At 64.7% G+C, this 18,480-nt stretch carries 20 protein-coding genes; 17 read left to right on the top strand and 3 right to left on the bottom strand.

All coding sequences use genetic code 11. The annotated features are described in order from the left end of the window. Window positions 1-69 precede the first annotated feature (69 nt). The 16 genes from BW991_RS10060 to BW991_RS09990 all read left to right on the top strand — a co-directional run bounded on the left by BW991_RS10060 (window position 70) and on the right by BW991_RS09990 (window position 13,677). A complete protein-coding gene (locus BW991_RS10060) occupies window positions 70-1,185 on the top strand; it encodes an ABC transporter ATP-binding protein (protein ID WP_076601954.1) in 1,116 nt (371 codons plus the stop codon). Window positions 1,186-1,194: 9 nt separating this feature from the next. Then, entirely contained in the window at window positions 1,195-1,896 is a 702-nt protein-coding gene (aat, locus tag BW991_RS10055) for a leucyl/phenylalanyl-tRNA--protein transferase (RefSeq protein ID WP_076601953.1), read from the top strand. A gap of 16 nt (window positions 1,897-1,912) precedes the next feature. After that, a complete protein-coding gene (locus BW991_RS10050) occupies window positions 1,913-2,653 on the top strand; it encodes an arginyltransferase (RefSeq protein ID WP_076601952.1) in 741 nt (246 codons plus the stop codon). Between the two features lie 86 nt (window positions 2,654-2,739). Next, on the top strand, window positions 2,740-3,762 hold the full coding sequence (locus BW991_RS10045) for a quinone-dependent dihydroorotate dehydrogenase (protein ID WP_076601951.1): 1,023 nt from the start codon (window positions 2,740-2,742) through the stop codon (window positions 3,760-3,762). 106 nt (window positions 3,763-3,868) lie between these two features. Continuing rightward, window positions 3,869-4,453: an electron transport complex subunit RsxA gene (rsxA, locus tag BW991_RS10040; protein WP_076601950.1), complete on the top strand. Its 585-nt coding sequence runs from the start codon at window positions 3,869-3,871 to the stop codon at window positions 4,451-4,453. 97 nt (window positions 4,454-4,550) lie between these two features. Beyond that, window positions 4,551-5,102, top strand: coding sequence for an electron transport complex subunit RsxB (gene rsxB / locus BW991_RS10035; RefSeq protein ID WP_076601949.1), 552 nt, complete (start codon window positions 4,551-4,553; stop codon window positions 5,100-5,102). Further along, the gene (gene rsxC / locus BW991_RS10030) at window positions 5,099-6,748 is read left to right on the top strand and encodes an electron transport complex subunit RsxC (RefSeq protein ID WP_076601948.1); all 1,650 of its coding nucleotides are present in this window, start codon (window positions 5,099-5,101) and stop codon (window positions 6,746-6,748) included. The genes rsxB and rsxC overlap by 4 nt, the downstream gene beginning before the upstream one ends. 1 nt (window position 6,749) lies before the next feature. Next, window positions 6,750-7,760, top strand: a complete 1,011-nt coding sequence (locus BW991_RS10025) for an RnfABCDGE type electron transport complex subunit D (RefSeq protein WP_076601947.1) — start codon at window positions 6,750-6,752, stop codon at window positions 7,758-7,760. Then, window positions 7,757-8,419 (top strand): RnfABCDGE type electron transport complex subunit G, encoded by a 663-nt coding sequence (locus BW991_RS10020; protein WP_076601946.1) that lies wholly within the window; start codon window positions 7,757-7,759, stop codon window positions 8,417-8,419. The genes BW991_RS10025 and BW991_RS10020 overlap by 4 nt, the downstream gene beginning before the upstream one ends. A 13-nt stretch (window positions 8,420-8,432) precedes the next feature. Further along, complete coding sequence (locus tag BW991_RS10015) at window positions 8,433-9,131, top strand: electron transport complex subunit E (protein ID WP_076601945.1); 699 nt, start codon at window positions 8,433-8,435, stop codon at window positions 9,129-9,131. A 14-nt stretch (window positions 9,132-9,145) separates the two neighbouring features. After that, the gene (gene nth / locus BW991_RS10010) at window positions 9,146-9,778 is read left to right on the top strand and encodes an endonuclease III (protein ID WP_076601944.1); all 633 of its coding nucleotides are present in this window, start codon (window positions 9,146-9,148) and stop codon (window positions 9,776-9,778) included. 21 nt (window positions 9,779-9,799) lie between these two features. Next, the gene (locus BW991_RS10005) at window positions 9,800-10,225 is read left to right on the top strand and encodes a DUF1841 family protein (protein WP_076601943.1); all 426 of its coding nucleotides are present in this window, start codon (window positions 9,800-9,802) and stop codon (window positions 10,223-10,225) included. Window positions 10,226-10,289: 64 nt separating this feature from the next. Beyond that, on the top strand, window positions 10,290-11,441 hold the full coding sequence (locus tag BW991_RS10000) for a sensor histidine kinase (protein WP_076601942.1): 1,152 nt from the start codon (window positions 10,290-10,292) through the stop codon (window positions 11,439-11,441). A gap of 47 nt (window positions 11,442-11,488) precedes the next feature. Then, a complete protein-coding gene (locus tag BW991_RS09995; RefSeq protein ID WP_076601941.1) occupies window positions 11,489-12,331 on the top strand; it encodes an AAA family ATPase in 843 nt (280 codons plus the stop codon). Between the two features lie 17 nt (window positions 12,332-12,348). Continuing rightward, window positions 12,349-12,474: a hypothetical protein gene (locus tag BW991_RS24345; protein ID WP_280174119.1), complete on the top strand. Its 126-nt coding sequence runs from the start codon at window positions 12,349-12,351 to the stop codon at window positions 12,472-12,474. Window positions 12,475-12,498: 24 nt separating this feature from the next. Continuing rightward, window positions 12,499-13,677, top strand: coding sequence for a vWA domain-containing protein (locus BW991_RS09990; protein ID WP_076601940.1), 1,179 nt, complete (start codon window positions 12,499-12,501; stop codon window positions 13,675-13,677). Between the two features lie 33 nt (window positions 13,678-13,710). On the opposite strand, the gene BW991_RS09985 is transcribed toward BW991_RS09990, so the two are convergent. Next, window positions 13,711-14,208 carry a MarR family winged helix-turn-helix transcriptional regulator gene (locus BW991_RS09985; protein WP_244551660.1) on the bottom strand — a complete coding sequence of 166 codons (498 nt, stop codon included), beginning with the start codon at window positions 14,206-14,208 and terminating at the stop codon, window positions 13,711-13,713. Window positions 14,209-14,261: 53 nt separating this feature from the next. On the opposite strand from BW991_RS09985, the gene BW991_RS09980 reads away from it, so the two are divergent. Continuing rightward, window positions 14,262-15,761 carry a chloride channel protein gene (locus tag BW991_RS09980; protein ID WP_084205036.1) on the top strand — a complete coding sequence of 500 codons (1,500 nt, stop codon included), beginning with the start codon at window positions 14,262-14,264 and terminating at the stop codon, window positions 15,759-15,761. Between the two features lie 75 nt (window positions 15,762-15,836). Here the strand turns inward: BW991_RS09980 and htpG are convergent, their stop codons facing one another. Beyond that, window positions 15,837-17,765, bottom strand: coding sequence for a molecular chaperone HtpG (gene htpG, locus BW991_RS09975; protein WP_076601938.1), 1,929 nt, complete (start codon window positions 17,763-17,765; stop codon window positions 15,837-15,839). Window positions 17,766-17,843: 78 nt separating this feature from the next. Beyond that, window positions 17,844-18,407: a transcription elongation factor GreB gene (gene greB / locus BW991_RS09970; protein WP_076601937.1), complete on the bottom strand. Its 564-nt coding sequence runs from the start codon at window positions 18,405-18,407 to the stop codon at window positions 17,844-17,846. Between the last annotated feature and the right edge of the window lie 73 nt (window positions 18,408-18,480).

Genomic DNA, 18,480 nt, shown 5'->3' with positions numbered 1-18,480 from the left:
TTCATCCCATTTCGGTTACCGCGATGCAATAATGGCCATCGCACTTTTCAACGCAGTATCGGATTCCCCATGTCCCATCTCGAGCTCGCCGGCATCGATCTGGCGTACGGCGGCCATCAGGTCGTCCGCAAGCTTTCATTCCGTCTCGAACAGGGCAGCATCGGCTGTCTGCTGGGCCCGTCCGGCTGCGGCAAGACCACTGTCTTGCGCTGCATCGCGGGGTTCGAACCCGTCACGGCCGGGCAGATCCGGCTCGACGGCAAGGTGGTGAGCAGGAGCGACCTGCATGTTCCGCCCGAGAGCCGGCGCATCGGAATGGTGTTTCAGGATTACGCGCTGTTCCCGCATCTTTCGGTGTCAGAAAACATCGGGTTCGGCCTGCGCCATCTCGACACACAGCAGCGTCGTGACCGCGTCGCCGAGTTGCTGCGTGTCGTGGGACTGGCCGGCCAGGGGCACAAGTATCCGCACGAGATGTCCGGAGGCCAGCAGCAGCGGGTCGCTCTCGCGCGCGCGCTTGCCCCGCGCCCCAGCCTTCTCCTGCTCGACGAACCCTTCTCGAATCTCGATGTGGAGTTGCGCGAACGCCTGTCGTTCGAGGTGCGCGACATCATCAAGGCGACGAACACAACGGCGATTCTGGTCACCCACGATCAGCACGAAGCGTTCGCGGTCGCGGACGAGATCGGAATCATGAACGAAGGGCGCATCCAGCAATGGGATACGCCGTATAACCTTTATCACCGCCCCGCCAATCGCTTCGTCGCGGATTTTGTCGGACAGGGGGTGTTTCTCCAGGGGCTGGTACTCAACGACCACCAGGTCAAGGTCGAGCTCGGCACGCTGAACAGCGCCATTCCGGTGGAATGCGGTATCGGTTGCGGCAACTGCGACCGTGACTGCACCGTGTCGGTGCTCCTGCGGCCGGACGACATCGTGCACGACGACACGAGCGCCTTGCAGGCCGAGGTGGTGCACAAGGCCTTCCGCGGCGCGGACATCCTGTACACGTTGAAACTCGAAAGCGGCTCAAAGGTACTGTCACTGGTGCCGAGCCACCACAACCATGCACTCGGCGAGCGGATCGGTATCCGGCTGGATGTCGATCACGTGGTGACCTTTCACGAGGGGTCGGACGACGCGGTGCAGGAGCGGCCACTGATCGGCCCACTCCGGACGCAGTAATCGCAAGCGATGATTCCCTGGCTCACGGGTACTCCGCGGTTTCCCCCGGTCGAGTCGGCACTTGACGATCCGCCAGGCCTGCTCGCCGCGGGCGGCGCGCTTGACCCGGAATGGCTGCTCGCCGCCTACCGCCAGGGGATATTTCCGTGGTACAGCGCAGGCGAGCCGATACTCTGGTGGAGCCCGGATCCCCGACTGGTGCTCGCCCCGTCGAGGATGAAGATTTCCCGCTCGCTGGGCCGGACCTTGCGCCAGCAGCGCTTCGAGATGCGTTTCGATACGGCGTTTTCCGAAGTCGTCGCCGCATGCGCGGCACCGCGGGAACCCGGAGGGGGTACGTGGATCACCGAGGAGATGCAGGCAGCCTACCGTCGCATGCACGAACTCGGCTATGCACACAGTGTCGAAGCGTGGTACGAAGGCTCGCTTGCGGGGGGGCTTTACGGCATCGGGCTCGGGAGGGCATTCTTCGGGGAATCGATGTTCAGCCGCCGCGCGGATGCATCAAAGGTCGCCCTTGCCTTCCTGGCCCGCTATCTCGAATCGAGGAATTTTGCGGTGATCGATTGCCAGATGACGACCGCGCATCTGCTATCGCTCGGCGCCTTCGAAATGGCTCGCGCCGAATTCCGCGCCGGTCTGGAAATCTGGACGCGGCAGGGTGACGGACCGGGACGCTGGCCCGAACACGCGGGCCGGGGATTGTTCTGAGCACACACTCGCAGACATGCAGAAAGACTACCCGTACGCACTCATCCAGTTCTACGCGACGGCGCCTTATGCTTGCTCTTACCTTCCGGAACGAGTGGCGCGCTCCCAGGTCGCGACGCCCGGGCACCTCATCGACACAGCCGTATACAGCGAGCTCGTCCGGAACGGCTTCCGGCGCAGCGGCATGTTCACCTACCGGCCCTACTGCGACCATTGCCGTGCCTGCGTGCCGGTGCGGATTCCGGTGGACGCGTTTGTTCCCGACCGCAGCCAGCGGCGAAGCTGGGCGCGGCACTGTACGCTGGAGGCGCGCGAGCGGGATCTCTCGTTTTCGGAAGAGCACTACGCCCTCTACCAGCGCTACCAGGGTTCGCGGCACGCCGGCGGGGGGATGGATCAGGACAACCGCGAGCAGTACGCGCACTTCCTGTTGCAGAGCCAGGTAGATACGCGCGTCGTCGAATTCCGCGAACAGGGCGTCCTGCGCATGGTCAGCGTGATCGACCGCCTGAGCGACGGCCTGTCCAGCGTGTATACGTTCTTCGATCCAGACGACCCCAAGGCCAGTTACGGAACCTTCGGCGTGCTCTGGCAGATCGAAGTGTGCCGCCGGCTGCACCTCCCCTATCTCTACCTGGGATACTGGATCAAGGACAGCCGGAAGATGACGTACAAGATCCGCTTCAGGCCCCTCGAAGGGCGCATCCGGGGCGAATGGCGCCCCCTCGATCCGCTGACGGATTCGGAATCGGAATAGCGAACGGGATGCATGCCCGCCGCGGGCGGGCGCCTGATTCGGAAATCCGGGGGGCGAGGTCCCGCGCGAAACGGTAGAATTCGCGGATGCTCTACGATATCGCCCGCCCCATCCTGTTCTCGCTCGACGCGGAAACCGCTCACGAATTTTCCCTTGCCACCCTCAACCTCGCCGGCCGCTTCCTTCCCGCAGGCAAGCCGGCCCCGTCCGATCCGGTCGAGGTCATGGGACTCAGCTTCCCCAATCGCATCGGCCTTGCCGCCGGACTGGACAAGAACGGCGAAGCCATCGACGGTCTCGCGCGATTCGGGTTCGGTTTCATCGAGATCGGCACGGTCACCCCGCGCCCGCAGCCGGGGAATCCCCGTCCGCGGCTGTTCCGCCTCCCCGAAGTGCGCGGCATCATCAACCGCATGGGCTTCAACAACCATGGCGTCGACGCGCTGGTCGCGAACGTCGGTGCGGCGAAATTCAAGGGCGTTCTGGGAATCAATATCGGCAAGAATTTCGACACGCCGATCGAGAATGCCGCCGACGACTACCTGGCCTGCCTCGACAAGGTGTATGCGCTGGCGAGCTATGTGACGGTCAATATTTCCTCGCCGAACACCAAGAACCTGCGCCAGTTGCAGGGCGAATCGGAACTGGACGACCTGCTTGGACGACTGAAGGAGCGGCAGGCGCGGCTGGCGGACAAACATGGCCGATACGTGCCACTGACCCTGAAGATCGCCCCTGACCTGGAGCCCGCCCAGGTGATCAACATCGCCGACGCGCTGCGGCGCCATCGCATCGACGGGGTGATTGCTACCAATACGACGATCTCGCGCGAAAAGGTCCAGGGCGTGCGTTACGGCGAGCAGCAGGGCGGCCTGTCCGGCGCGCCGGTGTTCGAAGCCTCGACGGCGGTCGTCGCCCAGCTTGCGCAGGCGCTCGCCGGCGAGCTCCCGATCATCGCCGCCGGCGGCGTGCTGGACGGGCGTGGCGCGCGGGCCAAGCTCGAAGCCGGGGCGCAACTGGTACAGCTGTATAGCGGCCTGATATATCGCGGACCGGCACTCGTGCAGGAGTGTGTGCGGGCTACCGCCGATTTCGGCGCGGACCGCTGAGGACGCCGCTTGATGGCCCCCCAGGGCATATGCCTATAACCCGTTCAGGGTTGAGCGGGACATAACGGCGGGACATAATTCCGCGGATACCAACCGGTTCTCGAACATGACCAGCTATATCTTCATCATCATCGGCGCTGTTCTGGTGAACAACGTCGTCTTCGTCCGGATTCTCGGACTGTGCCCGTTCATGGGCGTGTCCAAGAAGCTGGAGACGGCGATCGGCATGGGCGCGGCGACGACGTTCGTGCTTACGCTGGCGTGCGGAACGAGCTACCTGATCGATCATTACCTGCTGGAACCGTTCGATCTCGCGTTCATGCGCACGCTTGCGTTCATCGTCGTCATCGCAGCGATCGTGCAGCTCACCGAACTGGTCATCCAGAAGACCAGCCCGGTTCTTCACCAGGTTCTCGGCATCTATCTTCCGCTGATCACGACGAACTGCGCGGTGCTGGGCATTCCGCTGCTGAACGTCGGCCTCCGGCATGATCTGCTGGAATCCCTTCTGTTCGGCTTCGGTTCGTCGATCGGCTTTACCATGGCCCTGATACTGTTCGCGGGCATTCGCGAACGTCTCGACGGCGCTGACGTTCCCGTACCGTTCCGCGGTACGGCCATCGCAATGGTCACGGCGGGATTCATGAGCCTGGCCTTCATGGGCTTCGCCGGACTGGACCGTTTTCATTAGGACCGGTCGTCGAACCCTTGTCCCCATCTGATCCGGCGCAAGCGGGGCATTCCGGCAGCGGATTGTTTCCCGGCGCCTCCAACCCGGCACTCACTCAATGTTGACCGCCATCCTCGTCATGACAGGCATAGCCATCGTGCTCGGCACGGCACTTGGCTATGCCTCGATCCGCTTCAAGGTCGAAGGCGATCCGCTGGTCGAGAAGATCGACGCGATTCTTCCGCAGACGCAATGCGGCCAGTGCGGCTACCCGGGTTGCAAGCCCTACGCGCAAGCCATCTCCAACGGGGAGGCCGACATCAATCAGTGTCCGCCGGGCGGCGAAGAGGGCATCCGCAAGCTCGCCGACCTGCTGGGCCGCGAGGTCAAGCCGCTATCGGAAGAGCATGGCACCGAAAAGCCGAAATCGGTCGCGCGCATCGACGAGCAGGTGTGCATCGGCTGCACGCTGTGCATTCAAGCCTGTCCCGTGGATGCGATCGTCGGTGCCGCAAAGCAGATGCACACGGTGGTGGCGCCGCTTTGCACCGGGTGCGAGTTGTGCGTGGCGCCCTGCCCGGTCGACTGCATCTCGATGGTGCCGGTCGCGGCGACCGTTGAAACGTGGAAATGGAAATATCCGGTGCACGAACTGAGGTCCGCGGCATGATCACCCGCCTTTTCAGCTTCAAGGGCGGGGTCAAGCCCGAATCGCACAAGAACGAATCGTCCGGGACGCCCATCCTGACGGCGCCGCTGCCGAAGCGCCTCGTCATTCCGCTGCGCCAGAGCATCCGCTCGACCGCGCGCTGCCTCGTCGAACCGGGGCAAAAGGTGCTCAAGGGCGAGCATATCGGCGAAGGCGAAGGCGGCCTCGGAACGAGCGTGCACGCATCCACCTCCGGTACCGTCGTGGAGATCGCGTCATATCCGATGGCACACGCGTCGGGTCTGGAAACCCTTTCGGTCGTGATCGAACCGGACGGGGAGGATCGCTGGATCGACCATACGTCGCTCGATTTGCGCACTGTGTCGCGCGAGGAGGCCCTCGCCTGGTTGCGCGGCTGCGGCATCGTCGGCATGGGCGGCGCGGGTTTTCCGACCCACGTGAAGCTCGGAGGCGGACGGGGAATCGACACGCTGGTCATCAACGGTGCGGAATGCGAGCCCTGGATCACCTGCGACGACCGCCTGATGCGCGAGCGTGCGCCCGACGTGCTGTCGGGCGCGATGATCCTGCGCGAACTGATCGGAGCGAAGCGGGTGCTGGTGGGCATCGAGGACAACAAGCCGGAGGCGATCGCCGCGATGCAGACGGCGGCGAGCGGCCTGGGCGACGACGTCGCGGTAGTGCCGGTGCCCACGCTCTACCCGGCGGGAGGTGAAAAGCAGCTGATCCGGGTCCTGACCGGCGTGGAGATCCCGCAAGGCAAGCTCGGCACCGATTTCGGCGTGCAGTGCTTCAACGTCGGCACCGCCAACGCCGTGCACCGCGCCATCCGCTTCGGCGAGCCGCTCGTTTCCCGCGTGGTCACACTGACCGGCAACGTCGCGCGTCCCGGGAACTATGAAGTGCTGCTCGGCACCCAGGTTTCAGAGCTGCTGGCGCTGGCCGGCCCGAAGGCGGATACGGACCGCTACATCATGGGCGGCCCGATGATGGGAACCGAGCTGCAGAGCCTCTCCGTTCCGGTCACCAAAGGCACGAACTGCATCATCGCCGCCTCGCCGGCGCTCTTTCCGCCGCCGCCGCCCGAACTGCCGTGCATCCGATGCGGCGCCTGCGCGCGCGCCTGCCCCGCCGACCTGCAGCCGTTCGAGCTGTACTGGTTCTCGCGTGCGAAAAATTTCGGCAAGGCGCAGGAGTACCACCTGTTCGACTGCATAGAGTGCGGCTGCTGTGCATTCGTGTGCCCTTCGCGCATTCCGCTGGTCGATTACTACCGCTTCGCCAAGGGCGAGATCTGGGCCCGCGAGCGCGAACGGCAGGCTTCCGACCAGGCGCGCGAGCGTTTCGAGTTCCGCAATTACCGCCAGGAACGCGAAAAGGAGGAAAAGGCCGCCAAGCTGGCGGCGAAGGCCGCAGAAACGCGCGCGAAACTCGCCGAATCGGGGGAGGCTCCGGCCCCGCCAGCCGAGGCCGAAGACCCCAAGAAGGCCTTGGTCGCTGCGGCGCTGGCCCGCGCCAAGCAACAACAGGCCGCGGTGATGCCCAAGAACACCGATGGCCTGAGCGCCGACGTGCAGGCGGAGATCGCCGATATCGAGGCGCGCCGCGAGAAGCTCAACCCGCAAGACGCCGACAAGGCGCCGTGACATGATCAATTCTCCGTATATCCGCAAACCGGCCAGCGTCCAGGGGGTCATGCTGGCGGTCCTCACCGCGCTGATTCCCGCAATCATCGTATATGCGTCACAGATCGCCGCGGTCGTGCTCGTCAACCTCGCAATCGCGACGATCGCGGCACTGGCCGGCGAGGCACTGGTGCTCAAGCTGCGCGGCAGGCCCCTCGCACCCGCGTTGTCCGATCTATCGGCCGTGGTCACCGCATGGCTGCTTGCGCTGTGCTTTCCGCCCATCCTGCCCTGGTGGGCAACCGTGCTCGGCGTACTGATCGCGATCATTGCGGTCAAGCATCTCTATGGCGGACTCGGACAGAACCCGTTCAACCCCGCGATGGTCGCGTACTGCGCGATGATTGTCGCCTTCCCTGCCCTCATGTCGCAGTGGCCGGCCGCCGGCCAGCTGGACTTCGCGACGCAGCTGGGGCTGGTGCTCGGCGGGGCACGCGAACTCGACGCCATTACGAGCGCCACTGCGCTCGACACGATCAAGACCGGCCTGCGGACTGCAGGGGCGACGGTTCAATCCATCATGAGCCAGGGCGGAAACTTCGGCCTCGTCAGTGGTCGCGGGTGGGAATGGCTGGCACCGGCCTATGCGCTCGGCGGGCTGTATCTGCTGGCACGGGGAATCATCACGTGGCACATGCCCGCGGCCTTCCTCGGCACGCTCGCGGCGATCTCGGCGGCATTCTGGCTCACCGATCCCGCGCATTACGCGTCCCCGCTGTTCCATCTCGCGAGCGGCGGCGCCATGCTGGGTGCGTTCTTCATCGTCACCGACCCGGTCTCGGGCGCGACCACGCCGCGCGGCAAGCTGATCTTCGCCGCCTGCATTGCGTTGGTGGCCTATATCATCCGCAGCTTCGGCGCCTTCCCCGAAGGCGTCGCCTTCGCGGTGCTTCTGCTGAACATCTGCGTACCGCTGATCGACATGAATACGCAACCGCGGGTCTTCGGCCACAGGGGAGACAAGGCACGATGAGCGCCCGTTACACTGCAGCGCGGACTTCCGTGCGAACGGCCGGCATCATGGTGCTGTTCACCGTCGTGTTCACGGCGCTCATGTCGGCGACCTTCGAACTCACCCGTCCGGCGATCGAGGCCTCTGCGCTGGAAGGGAAGATGCGCCTGATCAGGGAGGTGCTGCCGCCCTCCTCCTACGACAACATGCTGCTGGACGATTCCGTCACGCTCGGCCCGACCCCGGAACTCGGCCTCGATCAGGGCGGACATATCTATCGTGCGCGCCTGGCCGACCAGCCCGCCGCACTGGTGATGGAGGTTGTGGCACCCGACGGTTACGCGGGACGGATCCAGCTGGTGATCGCGGTCGGCGTCGATGGACGCGTGAGCGGCGTCCGTGTCACGGGACACCGAGAAACACCGGGCTTGGGCGACTACATCGATCCGAACAAGGACCGCAACAAATCGCAACCGTGGATCGGACAGTTTAGCGGCGTGTCGTTCACGGACGTCGGGACGGAAAAATGGAAGGTCAAGCGCGACGGCGGAACCTTCACCTACCGCAGCGGCGCCACGATCAGCGCCCGCGCAGTGACGAACGCGACCGCACGGGCCGTCGACTACGCAATCCGCCAACGCGATGCGCTGTTCGCCGTACAGGCGGGCGGAAGACTCTGACGGAGAACGCTCAATGAATCTGCAAAGCTTTCGCGAAGCGGCCTGGAACGGCCTGTGGCGCCAGAACACCGGCCTCGTGCAGTTGCTCGGCCTGTGCCCCATTCTCGCCGTGAGCACGAGTATCGTGAATGCGGCGAGCCTGGGACTGGCCACCGTGATGGTGATGGCGGTATCGAACCTTGCCGTCGCGTCGCTGCGGAACTTCATCCCCTACGAGATCCGCATCCCGGTCTTCATCCTGATCATCGCGGCTCTGACGACGGTCGTCGACCTCGCCTTCAATGCGTACTTCCACGATCTCTATCTCGTGCTGGGCATCTTCATCCCGCTGATCGTGACGAACTGCATCGTCCTTGCGCGCGTCGAGGCCTATGCAGCGAAAAACGATCCGGTTTCGTCCACCGTCGACGGCATCATGATGGGCCTGGGCCTCGTCTGCCTTCTTTCCGTCCTCGGCGGACTGCGCGAACTGGCGGGCAACGGCACCCTGTTCTCCGGTATCGAGATGCTCTTTCCGGGCCTTTCCCCGATTTCCGTGTTCGGCCCCGACTATCCGGGCTTCCTGATCGGCATCCTTCCTCCCGGCGCGTTCTTCACTCTCGCGTGCCTGATCGCGCTGTCGAACGTGATCCGCACTCGCGCCGCGAAACGGAAGTCCGCAGCACAGGGCCCCATGGCTCCGGCAGCCGACCAGCCGGCGTCCGCGGCCTGAATCCGGCAGCGGGCATGAAGCGGGAGTCCATTCGCGAGTTCTTTCGCCGTCTCGCCGAAGCAAATCCGCATCCGACGACCGAACTCGAATATGGATCGCCGTTCCAGCTGCTGGTGGCCGTGGTCCTGTCCGCCCAGGCGACCGACAAGAGCGTGAACCTCGCGACGCGAGGGCTGTTCGCGGATGCGCCGACGCCGGAGGCGATCATCACCCTGGGCGAGGAAGGCGTCGCCGCGCATATCCGCACCATCGGCCTGTATCGCAACAAGGCAAGGAACGTGGTCGCGCTGTCGCACCTGCTGCTCGAACGCCACCGCGGCGAGGTGCCGCGCGACCGCGCCGCGCTGGAGGCGCTGCCCGGCGTCGGGCGGAAGACTGCCAACGTGGTGTTGAACACGGTATTCGGCGAGCCGGTGATGGCTGTCGATACGCACATCTTCCGCCTTGCCAACCGCACCGGGCTGGCGCCCGGCAAGGATGTTCTGGCCGTGGAGCACGCGCTGATGCGACGCGTGCCCAAGGACTACCTGCGGGACGCCCACCACTGGCTCATCCTGCACGGCCGCTACGTGTGCACCGCGCGCAAGCCCAAATGCGGCGAGTGCCTCGTGCGCGACTTGTGCGAGTACCGCGACAAGACCGTCTAACCCCCCACCGACCGAGACCAAATGTTCAATCCATCCCGCGATCAGGTCCGTACCTTCTTCATCGACAGCTGGCGGAAATACCGCGCGAAGGAGGTCCTGACGCCGATCGAGCACATGGCCAACGACCTTGTCCTGCTCCACCCGGAATACCACGCGCTGCTCGAGGATCCCGACGCAGTCAGCAAGGAGTTTCCACCGGAAGGCGGACAGCTCAATCCCTTCCTGCATCTCTCGCTGCATCTCGCAATCGAGGAACAGCTCTCTATCGACCAGCCCCCCGGCTTGCGCGCCGCGTTCGAGTCCTGCCAGGCGCGCCGCGGCGATCGCCACGCTGCCCTGCACGACGTCCTCGAGTGCCTCGGCGAGACGATGTTCGATGCACAGCGGAACAACCGGCAACCCGACGGCGAGGCATATGTCAGCTGCGTGCTTCGTCGCGCCGGTTGATGCGGTGTAGACTGCGCTGACGCAGCCCAGCTCACGGGCGCGTTCCCGAGGAGTCCTGCCGGACATGGAAGCGCTACCGGAACTTTCGATCCTGCTCGTGGAAGACGATCCGCTCCAGGGCGAACGCATGGTCATGCTGTTGCAGAGCCTCGGGCAGAAGGTCCAGCTCGCGGCAACCGGGGAAATGGCGCTCGACCTGTTCGCCACCGCGCCCTCGGATCTTGTGCTCATGGACGTCATGCTGCCGGGCATCGACGGTTTCGAGACGACGCGGCGGATCAAGTCGATGTGCGGTGGCCGCTGGGTGCCCGTGATCTACATGACCGTACTCGGCGGTTGCGCCAATCTGGTCGAAGGACTTCACGCCGGCGGCGACGATTACCTCGTGAAACCAGTGGAGTTCGAGATTCTCGAGGCGAAGCTTCGGTCGGCGATGCGCACGCTGGGCTTGTACCGCGATCTCGAAAGATCGCGCGACGAACTGGAGCGCACCAACGCGGCACTGCGTGGGGCCAATCGCGAGCTGGAGAGTTTCACCTACGCCGTCGCGCACGATCTCAAGTCGCCGCTTCGCGCCATCAACGGCTACGGCAGCCTGCTTGCTTCGAGCGAAGCCGCGCGGCTTTCCGCGGATGGCCGGTCCTCTCTGGAAAGAATCCTGGAGGGTACCGAGCGCATGGGCCTCCTGATCGACGATCTGCTCGAATACTCGCGCGTCGAACGCACTCCGGCGGCCTTCGAGAAGATCGACGTGCGGGAACTGACGTCATGGCTGATCGCGGACTTCAGCGACGAAATCGGCCGCAGCGGCGCCGTGGTGGAGCTTGCGCCTTCCTGCACCTCGATCGTGGCGGACCGCAGCGGCCTGATGCATGCGTTGCGCAACCTGCTCGGCAACGCGCTGAAATTTTCGGCCGGGGCGGCGAGTCCACGCATCGTGATCACGTGCGCCAGCAAGGCCGGCCGGTGCCGCATCTCCGTGCACGACAACGGCATCGGCTTCGACATGCGTCACCACGAGCGCATTTTCGAGCTATTTCATCGGCTTCACCGCGACGACGAGTACCCCGGCACGGGGATCGGACTGGCGATCGTGCGCAAGGCAGCCGCGCGCATGCAGGGACGTTGCTGGGCCGAAAGCACTCCCGGACAGGGCGCAACCTTCCATCTCGAATGGCCGATACCGGCCGATACTACTGAAGACCTGGTGTCCTGAGTTGGTGGAGCCCATATAATCGGGGTTCGCCAACGAGAGGAACCCCCATGCGCTTCGAAGGATCACGCGATTACGTTGCCACCCCCGACCTGATGCTCGCGGTGAACGCGGCGATCAAGCTGCAGCGACCGCTCCTGATCAAGGGCGAGCCCGGCACGGGCAAGACCATGCTGGCCGAAGAGGTGGCCGCAGCGCTCGGCCTGCCGCTGCTGCAGTGGCACATCAAGTCGACCACCAAGGCGCAGCAGGGCCTGTACGAATACGATGCCGTTTCGCGCCTGCGCGACTCGCAGCTTGGCGACGACCGGGTCAAGGACATCGCGAATTACATCGTCAAGGGCGTGCTGTGGCAGGCCTTCGAATCGGAAAGCCCGTGCGTGGTGCTGATCGACGAGGTCGACAAGGCGGACATCGAATTTCCCAACGACCTGCTGCGCGAACTCGATCGCATGGAATTCCACGTGTACGAGACGCGCAAGACGATCCAGGCGCGCCATCGGCCCATCGTCTTCATCACCTCGAACAACGAGAAGGAGTTGCCCGACGCCTTCCTGCGCCGCTGCTTCTTCCACTACATCCGCTTCCCCGACCGCGACACGATGCAGCGGATCGTGGACGTGCATTTCCCGGACCTGAAGAAGGATCTCCTGCGCGAGGCACTCGAGGTGTTCTTCGGCCTGCGCGACGTTCCGGGCCTGAAGAAGAAGCCTACGACCTCGGAACTGATCGACTGGCTCAAGCTGCTGGTGGCAGAGGACATCCCGCCCGAGGCGCTGCGCGCCCAGGACCAGCGGGCGGTCGTACCCCCCCTTGCCGGCGCGCTGCTGAAGAACGAGCAGGACCTCCATCTGTTCGAGCGGCTCGTATTCATGGCGCGCAACAACCGTTGACGGGCAGCCGGTCGGCCATGTTCGAGCGACTCATCTCCGTCGTCCGCGGCGCGATGCTGGGGTCGCAGGCGCGCGATGGCGCAGGCGACAGGAAGGATGCGCCCTTTCAGGCGTTCTCCTGGGCGTTCGAGATCAACGGCTGAAAGGCCTGAGGAAGGGCAAGGATCATGCTCATCGATTTTTTTCTGCATCTGAAGGCGAGCAAGCTGCCTGTGTCGACGCGGGAGTTCCTGACGCTGCTGGAAGGCCTGCGCGACGGCGTGTGCGGCCATGCGATCGACGATTTCTACTTCTACGCCCGCACCTGTCTGGTCAAGGATGAGTCGCGTTACGACCGCTTCGACCAGGCTTTCGCCGCGTACTTCAAGGGCGTGACGGAGATTCCGGGCCTCGAGAAGGAGCTGCCGGAAGAGTGGCTGCAGGCGATGATGAAGAAGCACCTGTCGCCCGAGGAAAAGGCGCAGCTCGAGAAGCTTGGCTGGGACAAGCTGATGGAGGAGTTCCGCAAGCGCCTCGAGGAACAGAAGGGCCGCCATCAGGGCGGTTCGAAGTGGATCGGTACCGGTGGCAAGTCACCGTTCGGCAACAGCGGCTATCACCCCGAGGGGATCCGGGTCGGCGGCGAGTCCGCGGGCAACCGCACTGCGATCAAGGTGTGGGAGAAGCGCGAGTACCGCAACCTGGACGATTCGCTGGAACTCGGCACGCGCAACATCAAGGTTGCGCTGCGGCGGCTGAGGCGCTTCGCGCGCGAGGGCGCCGCGGACGAGCTGGATCTCGACGGCACGATTGCGGCGACTGCCCGCAATGCCGGCTGGCTGGACCTGATGATGCGACCGGAACGCCACAATGCGGTCAAGGTGCTGCTGTTCCTGGATGTCGGCGGGTCGATGGACGACCATGTGAAGGCCTGTGAGGAGCTGTTCTCCGCCTGCCGGGCCGAATTCAAGCACCTTGAACACTTCTACTTCCACAACTGCGTGTACGAGTCGGTGTGGCGCGACAGTCACCGTCGCCATGCGGAGCGGATCCCGGTCCATGACCTGATCCACAAGTACGGGCCGGACTACAAGCTGATCTTCGTCGGCGACGCGACGATGAGCCCGTACGAGATCCTGCACCAGCACGGATCGATCGAGCACATGAACCGTGAACCGGGCGCCGACTGGCTGCGCCGCCTGCTCGACGCCTGGCCGGCCGCGGCGTGGCTCAATCCCGAACCGGAGCGGTTGTGGCCTTATCGGCAGTCGATCGAGATCATCAACGGCATCATGGCCCAGCGCATGTACCCGATGACGCTCGAAGGGCTCGAACGCGCGATGCGGCAGCTGTCGAAGAAGACCTGACGGCCAGATCGACGGCGCAGCGGAACGCGCGGCTTACTCGGTGAAGGGCAAGGGCTGCATGCCGAAGCCCTCGTCGAGGTCCTTGATCTGCTGCAGCAGGCCGTCCAGTTCTTCCTGAAGGCGTGCCTGGGACGCGCTATCGAGCAACCGCAGGGCCTCCGGCAGGACTCCGCGGGCGGGCGACGGCGCCCGTGCCAGCAATTCGCGCCCGGCCGCCGTCAGCGACAGGCGCACGACCCGCTGGTCCGCGCTGTTGCGTGCCTTTGCGACAAGGCCGTTGGTCTCGAGCTTGTCGATCATGTTCGAGGCGGTCGACTGATGCAGGGCCATCCGTTTGGCGAGTTCGCCGACACGCAGGCCGGGCTCTTCGAGCAATTCCTGCATCGCCCAGAGTTGCGCACCGGTGACACCGCTCTGTTTTTCGATCCACTGGGAATGGCGCTGCGCCGTGCGGATCAACACGCGGAATCGTTGCAGCACGGAGAGCGGCGACACTTGTGCCTGCGGCTTGCGGTCAGACGGCTTGCTCACGCTTGAAGCTCCCCTTTGCCCAATGCCGGGAAACCCGGCAAATATTCTTGCAAATGTTTTTGCGGACGGTCGATGCCCGCATACCGTCTTTTACGGATATCGTAGCGGAAACGCCGCTCATTCCCAACAAATCCGGACCTTCCGAACTTCGATCGCAACGGAGGACTGTGTCGCCCCCCACCCCCCCAACGGATGAGAAACGCCCCTCTCGCACGTTCCGCCAGATCGCACGCACAGGCCGCCGCTACACTAAGCCACTCGTCTCGGTGGGCCATTGGCGCAGACGCGCCCTCCTCGTCGGCGCGGCGCTGCTTGCCGGGCTCATCGCCATCGTCTTCGCAATCGGGGCTGAGCATGCAATCGACTTGCACGCCCGGATCGTTGTGGCATCGCCTTGGCTGTCGCTCCTGGTCGCCCCTGCCGGTTTTGCCGGCATGGCGTGGGTCGCCCGCCGCTTCTTCCCCGCAACCCAGGGCAGCGGGATCCCGCAGACGATTGCCGCTTCGCTCAGCCCCGATCCTGAGGTACGCGGCCGGCTGCTGTCGCTGAAGATTGCCTTGGCCAAGGTCATTCTGACGCTGGGCGGCCTGCTCTCCGGGGCCTCCATCGGTCGCGAGGGGCCGTCCGTCCAGATTGGCGCATCGGTGATGCATTCGCTGGCCGGACGACGTTTCGGCCGCATCGCGTCCAGCCGAAACCTGATCGTCGCGGGCAGCGGGGCGGGCATCGCGGCTGCATTCAACACTCCCCTCGGCGGCATCATGTTCGCCATCGAGGAGATGTGCCGCCATCACGCCTTCCGCGCGAACAGCACGACGCTGACGGCGGTGATCTTCGCGGGCCTGATGTCGCTCGGCATCCTGGGGAACTACACGTACTTCGGCCGCACTCCCGCCGTTCTCAGCTGGCCCGGCGGCATCTGGCCGGTACTGATGTGCGGCGCCGCGGGCGGCATCCTGGGCGGCACGTTCAGCCGGCTGCTCGTTGCTTCGGCGCCCGGCCTGCCGGGCCGCTTGGGAAATTTCGCCGCGGCGCGCCCGATCGCCTTCGCGGCCGGCTGCGGACTCGCGACAGCGCTTGTCGGACTCGTGACGGGAGGCGCCACCTACGCGACCGGCTACGCGGAGTCGAAGGCGGCGCTGGAGGGCACCACCCCGCTGCCGTTCTACTTCTTCGCGGCGAAAATGCTGGTTATCTGGCTGGCCTTCGTCAGCCGGATTCCCGGTGGGGTCTTCGCCCCGGCACTTGCGGTCGGGGCAGGGGTGGGTTCGGCCCTCGCCGGCCTGAGTCCCGGGAACGCTGCGCCGGCGCTGATGATCCTGGGGATGGTCGCCTTCCTTTCAGGGATGACGCTCACCCCGATCACATCATTCGTGATCGTGATGGAGATGACCGCCAGTCACGAGATGCTGATCCCGCTGATGGCCGCATCGGTGATCGCGTACGGCTTCTCCAAATCGGTGTCGCCTCGCGCCCTCTACGATGCGCTTGCGGCACCGGCCTTGGACCGCGCCCAAGTGGCGGTCGGCACAGGCTCCGCAGCCCGCGGATAACCGGGCGAGGCGTGAACGAAAAACCGCCCGCGAGGCGGGCGGCTTCGGTGATGTCTGAATGGCAGCGAGTGCGAATCAGCTGCCGCTCATCGCCATCATCAGCTGGTTGATGCGCTTGACGAAGGTCGCCGGGTCGTCGAGCGTGCCGCCTTCGGCCAACAGCGCCTGATCGAAGAGCACCGCGGCCCAGTCGTCGAACTGCTTTTCCTCGTACTTGAGGCGCATCACCGCCGGGTGGTTCGGGTTGATCTCGAGGATCGGCTTCGACACCGGCGCCTGCTGGCCCGCGGCCTTGAGGATGCGCGCGAGGTTCATCCCCATGTCGTGCTCGTCGGCGACGATGCAGGCCGGCGAATCGGTCAGGCGGTGCGTGACGCGCACTTCCTTGACGCGCTCGCCGAGGCTCGCCTTCATCTTCTCGAGCAGTTCCTTGTACTCGTCGGCGGCCTTTTCGGCTTCCTTCTTCTCGGCTTCGTCCTCGAGGCTGCCCAGGTCCAGGCCGCCCTTGGCGACCGAGACGAGCGGCTTGCCGTCGAAGTCGGTCAGGTTGCCGATCACCCATTCGTCGACGCGATCGGAGAGCAGCAGCACTTCGATGCCCTTCTTGCGGAAGATCTCGAGATGCGGGCTGTTCTTCGCGGCATTGAAGGTTTCCGCAGTGACGAAGTAGATCTTGTCCTGGCCTTCCTTCATGCGGCCGATGTAGTCGGCAAGCGAGACGGTCTCGTCGCGCGTGTCGTTATGCGTCGAGGCGAAACGCAGCAGGCCGGCGATCTTCTCCTTGTTGGCGTGGTCTTCGCCGACGCCTTCCTTCAGCACCTTGCCGAATTCCTTCCAGAAGGTCGCGTACTTCTCCTTCTCGGCGGCATCTTCGCTGGTCGCAAGGTCTTCGAGCATACCCAGCACCTTCTTCGTGCAGCCGGCGCGGATGGTGTCGATGTCCTTGCTTTCCTGCAGGATCTCGCGCGAGACGTTGAGCGGCAGGTCGCTCGAATCGACGACCCCGCGCACGAAACGCAGGTACATCGGCATCAGCTTCTCGGCGTCATCCATGATGAACACGCGCTTCACGTACAGCTTGATGCCGTGACGGGCGTTGCGGTCCCACATGTCGAACGGCGCGTGCGACGGGACGTACAGGAGCTGGGTGTATTCGTGGCGGCCTTCGACGCGCGCGTGGCTCCAAGCGAGCGGCTCGTCGAAGTCGTGGCCGACGTGTTTGTAGAAGGCCTTGTACTCGTCCTCGGTGATGTCGCTCTTCGCGCGCGTCCACAGCGCGTTGGCCTGGTTGACGGTCTCGTCCTCGTCGGTCGTGACCTGCTCGTTCTTGTCCTGGTCCCATTCCTCCTTCTTCATCAGGATGGGCTGGACGATGTGGTCGGAGTACTTGCGGATCAGGCTGCGCAGCTTCCAGCCGGAGAGCAGGTCGCCCTGGTCGTCGCGCAGGTGCAGCGTGATCTCGGTGCCGCGTCCGGCCTTGTCGACGGGCTCCACGGTGTATTCGCCGGCGGCATCGCCGACCATCGAGCATTCCCACTTCACGCCTTCCGAGGCCGCGAGGCCCGCGCGGCGCGTGACGACGGTGACCTTGTCGGCAACGATGAACGCGGAGTAGAAGCCCACGCCGAACTGGCCGATCAGGTGGGCGTCCTTCTTCTGGTCGCCGGTGAGCTGGGAGAAGAATTCCTTGGTGCCGGACTTGGCGATCGTGCCTAGGTGCGCGATCGCATCGTCACGGCTCATGCCGATGCCGTTGTCGGCGACGGTGACGGTCTTCGCGTCCTTGTCGAACGAGATGCGGATCGCGAGATCGCCCTCGCCTTCGAAGAGTTCGGGCCTGTCGAGGGCCTCGAAGCGCAGCTTGTCGCAGGCGTCCGACGCGTTCGAGATGAGCTCGCGCAGGAAGATCTCGCGGTTGGAGTACAGCGAGTGGATCATCAGGTGAAGCAGCTGCTTCACCTCGGCCTGGAAATTGAGGGTCTGGGCGCCGGCGGCGGTGGTCATCGATTGAAACTCCATTTACACAGGAACGCGCCTGCATATGGGGCGCGTTCCGGGAATTTCAAGCACCGCCCGCAGCAATCATTCGTAGCGGATCTCGACGACCTCGATCTCGCGCGGCCCCGCCGGGCTCTGGAAACGCACGACGTCGCCCTCGCGCGCCTTCATCAGGGCACGTGCGAGCGGCGAGATCCAGCTGATGCGCCCGGAACTGGCATCGGCCTCGTCGACGCCGACGATCTGCCAGGTCTGCTCGCCTTCGCCGTCCTCGTCCTCGACGTCGAGCACGGTCACGGTCGCGCCGAAGAAGACCTGTTCCATGCCCTGCTGGCGCTCGGGATCGACGACCTCGGCCGATTCGATGCGCTTGATCAGGAAGCGGATGCGGCGGTCGATCTCGCGCAGGCGCTTCTTGCCGTAGATGTAGTCGCCGTTCTCGGAGCGGTCGCCGTTCGACGCCGCCCAGGCGACCGTTTCGACGAGCTTGGGCCGCTCGATGCGCACCAGCTGGTCGAGTTCGACCCGCAGCGCGTCGTAGCCGCGCCGCGTCATGTAGTTCTTGCTCCCGGCGGGAAGGCGTACCGATGCGGGGACGTCGTCCTCATCGTCCTCGCCGTCGCCTTCCTTCGTAAAAGCCTTGTTCACCTTGCGAGTCCATCCTGTTGCGGGGGTTCCGTTACCTGCCCCGTTACCCGTTTTGTCACCGTATGCAACCGCG

This window comes from Aromatoleum tolulyticum, assembly GCF_900156155.1.
Lineage (GTDB): Bacteria > Pseudomonadota > Gammaproteobacteria > Burkholderiales > Rhodocyclaceae > Aromatoleum > Aromatoleum tolulyticum.
Note: the sequence above shows the minus strand (reverse complement) of the source record. Positions and strands in the feature narration are given on the sequence as shown.

Coding starts and splice junctions, on each gene's coding strand:
- BW991_RS10060 (WP_076601954.1), top strand. CDS start 70: ATGTCCCATCTCGAGCTCGCCGGCATCGATCTGGCGTACGGCGGCCAT.
- aat (WP_076601953.1), top strand. CDS start 1,195: ATGATTCCCTGGCTCACGGGTACTCCGCGGTTTCCCCCGGTCGAGTCG.
- BW991_RS10050 (WP_076601952.1), top strand. CDS start 1,913: ATGCAGAAAGACTACCCGTACGCACTCATCCAGTTCTACGCGACGGCG.
- BW991_RS10045 (WP_076601951.1), top strand. CDS start 2,740: ATGCTCTACGATATCGCCCGCCCCATCCTGTTCTCGCTCGACGCGGAA.
- rsxA (WP_076601950.1), top strand. CDS start 3,869: ATGACCAGCTATATCTTCATCATCATCGGCGCTGTTCTGGTGAACAAC.
- rsxB (WP_076601949.1), top strand. CDS start 4,551: ATGTTGACCGCCATCCTCGTCATGACAGGCATAGCCATCGTGCTCGGC.
- rsxC (WP_076601948.1), top strand. CDS start 5,099: ATGATCACCCGCCTTTTCAGCTTCAAGGGCGGGGTCAAGCCCGAATCG.
- BW991_RS10025 (WP_076601947.1), top strand. CDS start 6,750: ATGATCAATTCTCCGTATATCCGCAAACCGGCCAGCGTCCAGGGGGTC.
- BW991_RS10020 (WP_076601946.1), top strand. CDS start 7,757: ATGAGCGCCCGTTACACTGCAGCGCGGACTTCCGTGCGAACGGCCGGC.
- BW991_RS10015 (WP_076601945.1), top strand. CDS start 8,433: ATGAATCTGCAAAGCTTTCGCGAAGCGGCCTGGAACGGCCTGTGGCGC.
- nth (WP_076601944.1), top strand. CDS start 9,146: ATGAAGCGGGAGTCCATTCGCGAGTTCTTTCGCCGTCTCGCCGAAGCA.
- BW991_RS10005 (WP_076601943.1), top strand. CDS start 9,800: ATGTTCAATCCATCCCGCGATCAGGTCCGTACCTTCTTCATCGACAGC.
- BW991_RS10000 (WP_076601942.1), top strand. CDS start 10,290: ATGGAAGCGCTACCGGAACTTTCGATCCTGCTCGTGGAAGACGATCCG.
- BW991_RS09995 (WP_076601941.1), top strand. CDS start 11,489: ATGCGCTTCGAAGGATCACGCGATTACGTTGCCACCCCCGACCTGATG.
- BW991_RS24345 (WP_280174119.1), top strand. CDS start 12,349: ATGTTCGAGCGACTCATCTCCGTCGTCCGCGGCGCGATGCTGGGGTCG.
- BW991_RS09990 (WP_076601940.1), top strand. CDS start 12,499: ATGCTCATCGATTTTTTTCTGCATCTGAAGGCGAGCAAGCTGCCTGTG.
- BW991_RS09980 (WP_084205036.1), top strand. CDS start 14,262: ATGTTTTTGCGGACGGTCGATGCCCGCATACCGTCTTTTACGGATATC.
- htpG (WP_076601938.1), bottom strand. CDS start 17,765: ATGACCACCGCCGCCGGCGCCCAGACCCTCAATTTCCAGGCCGAGGTG.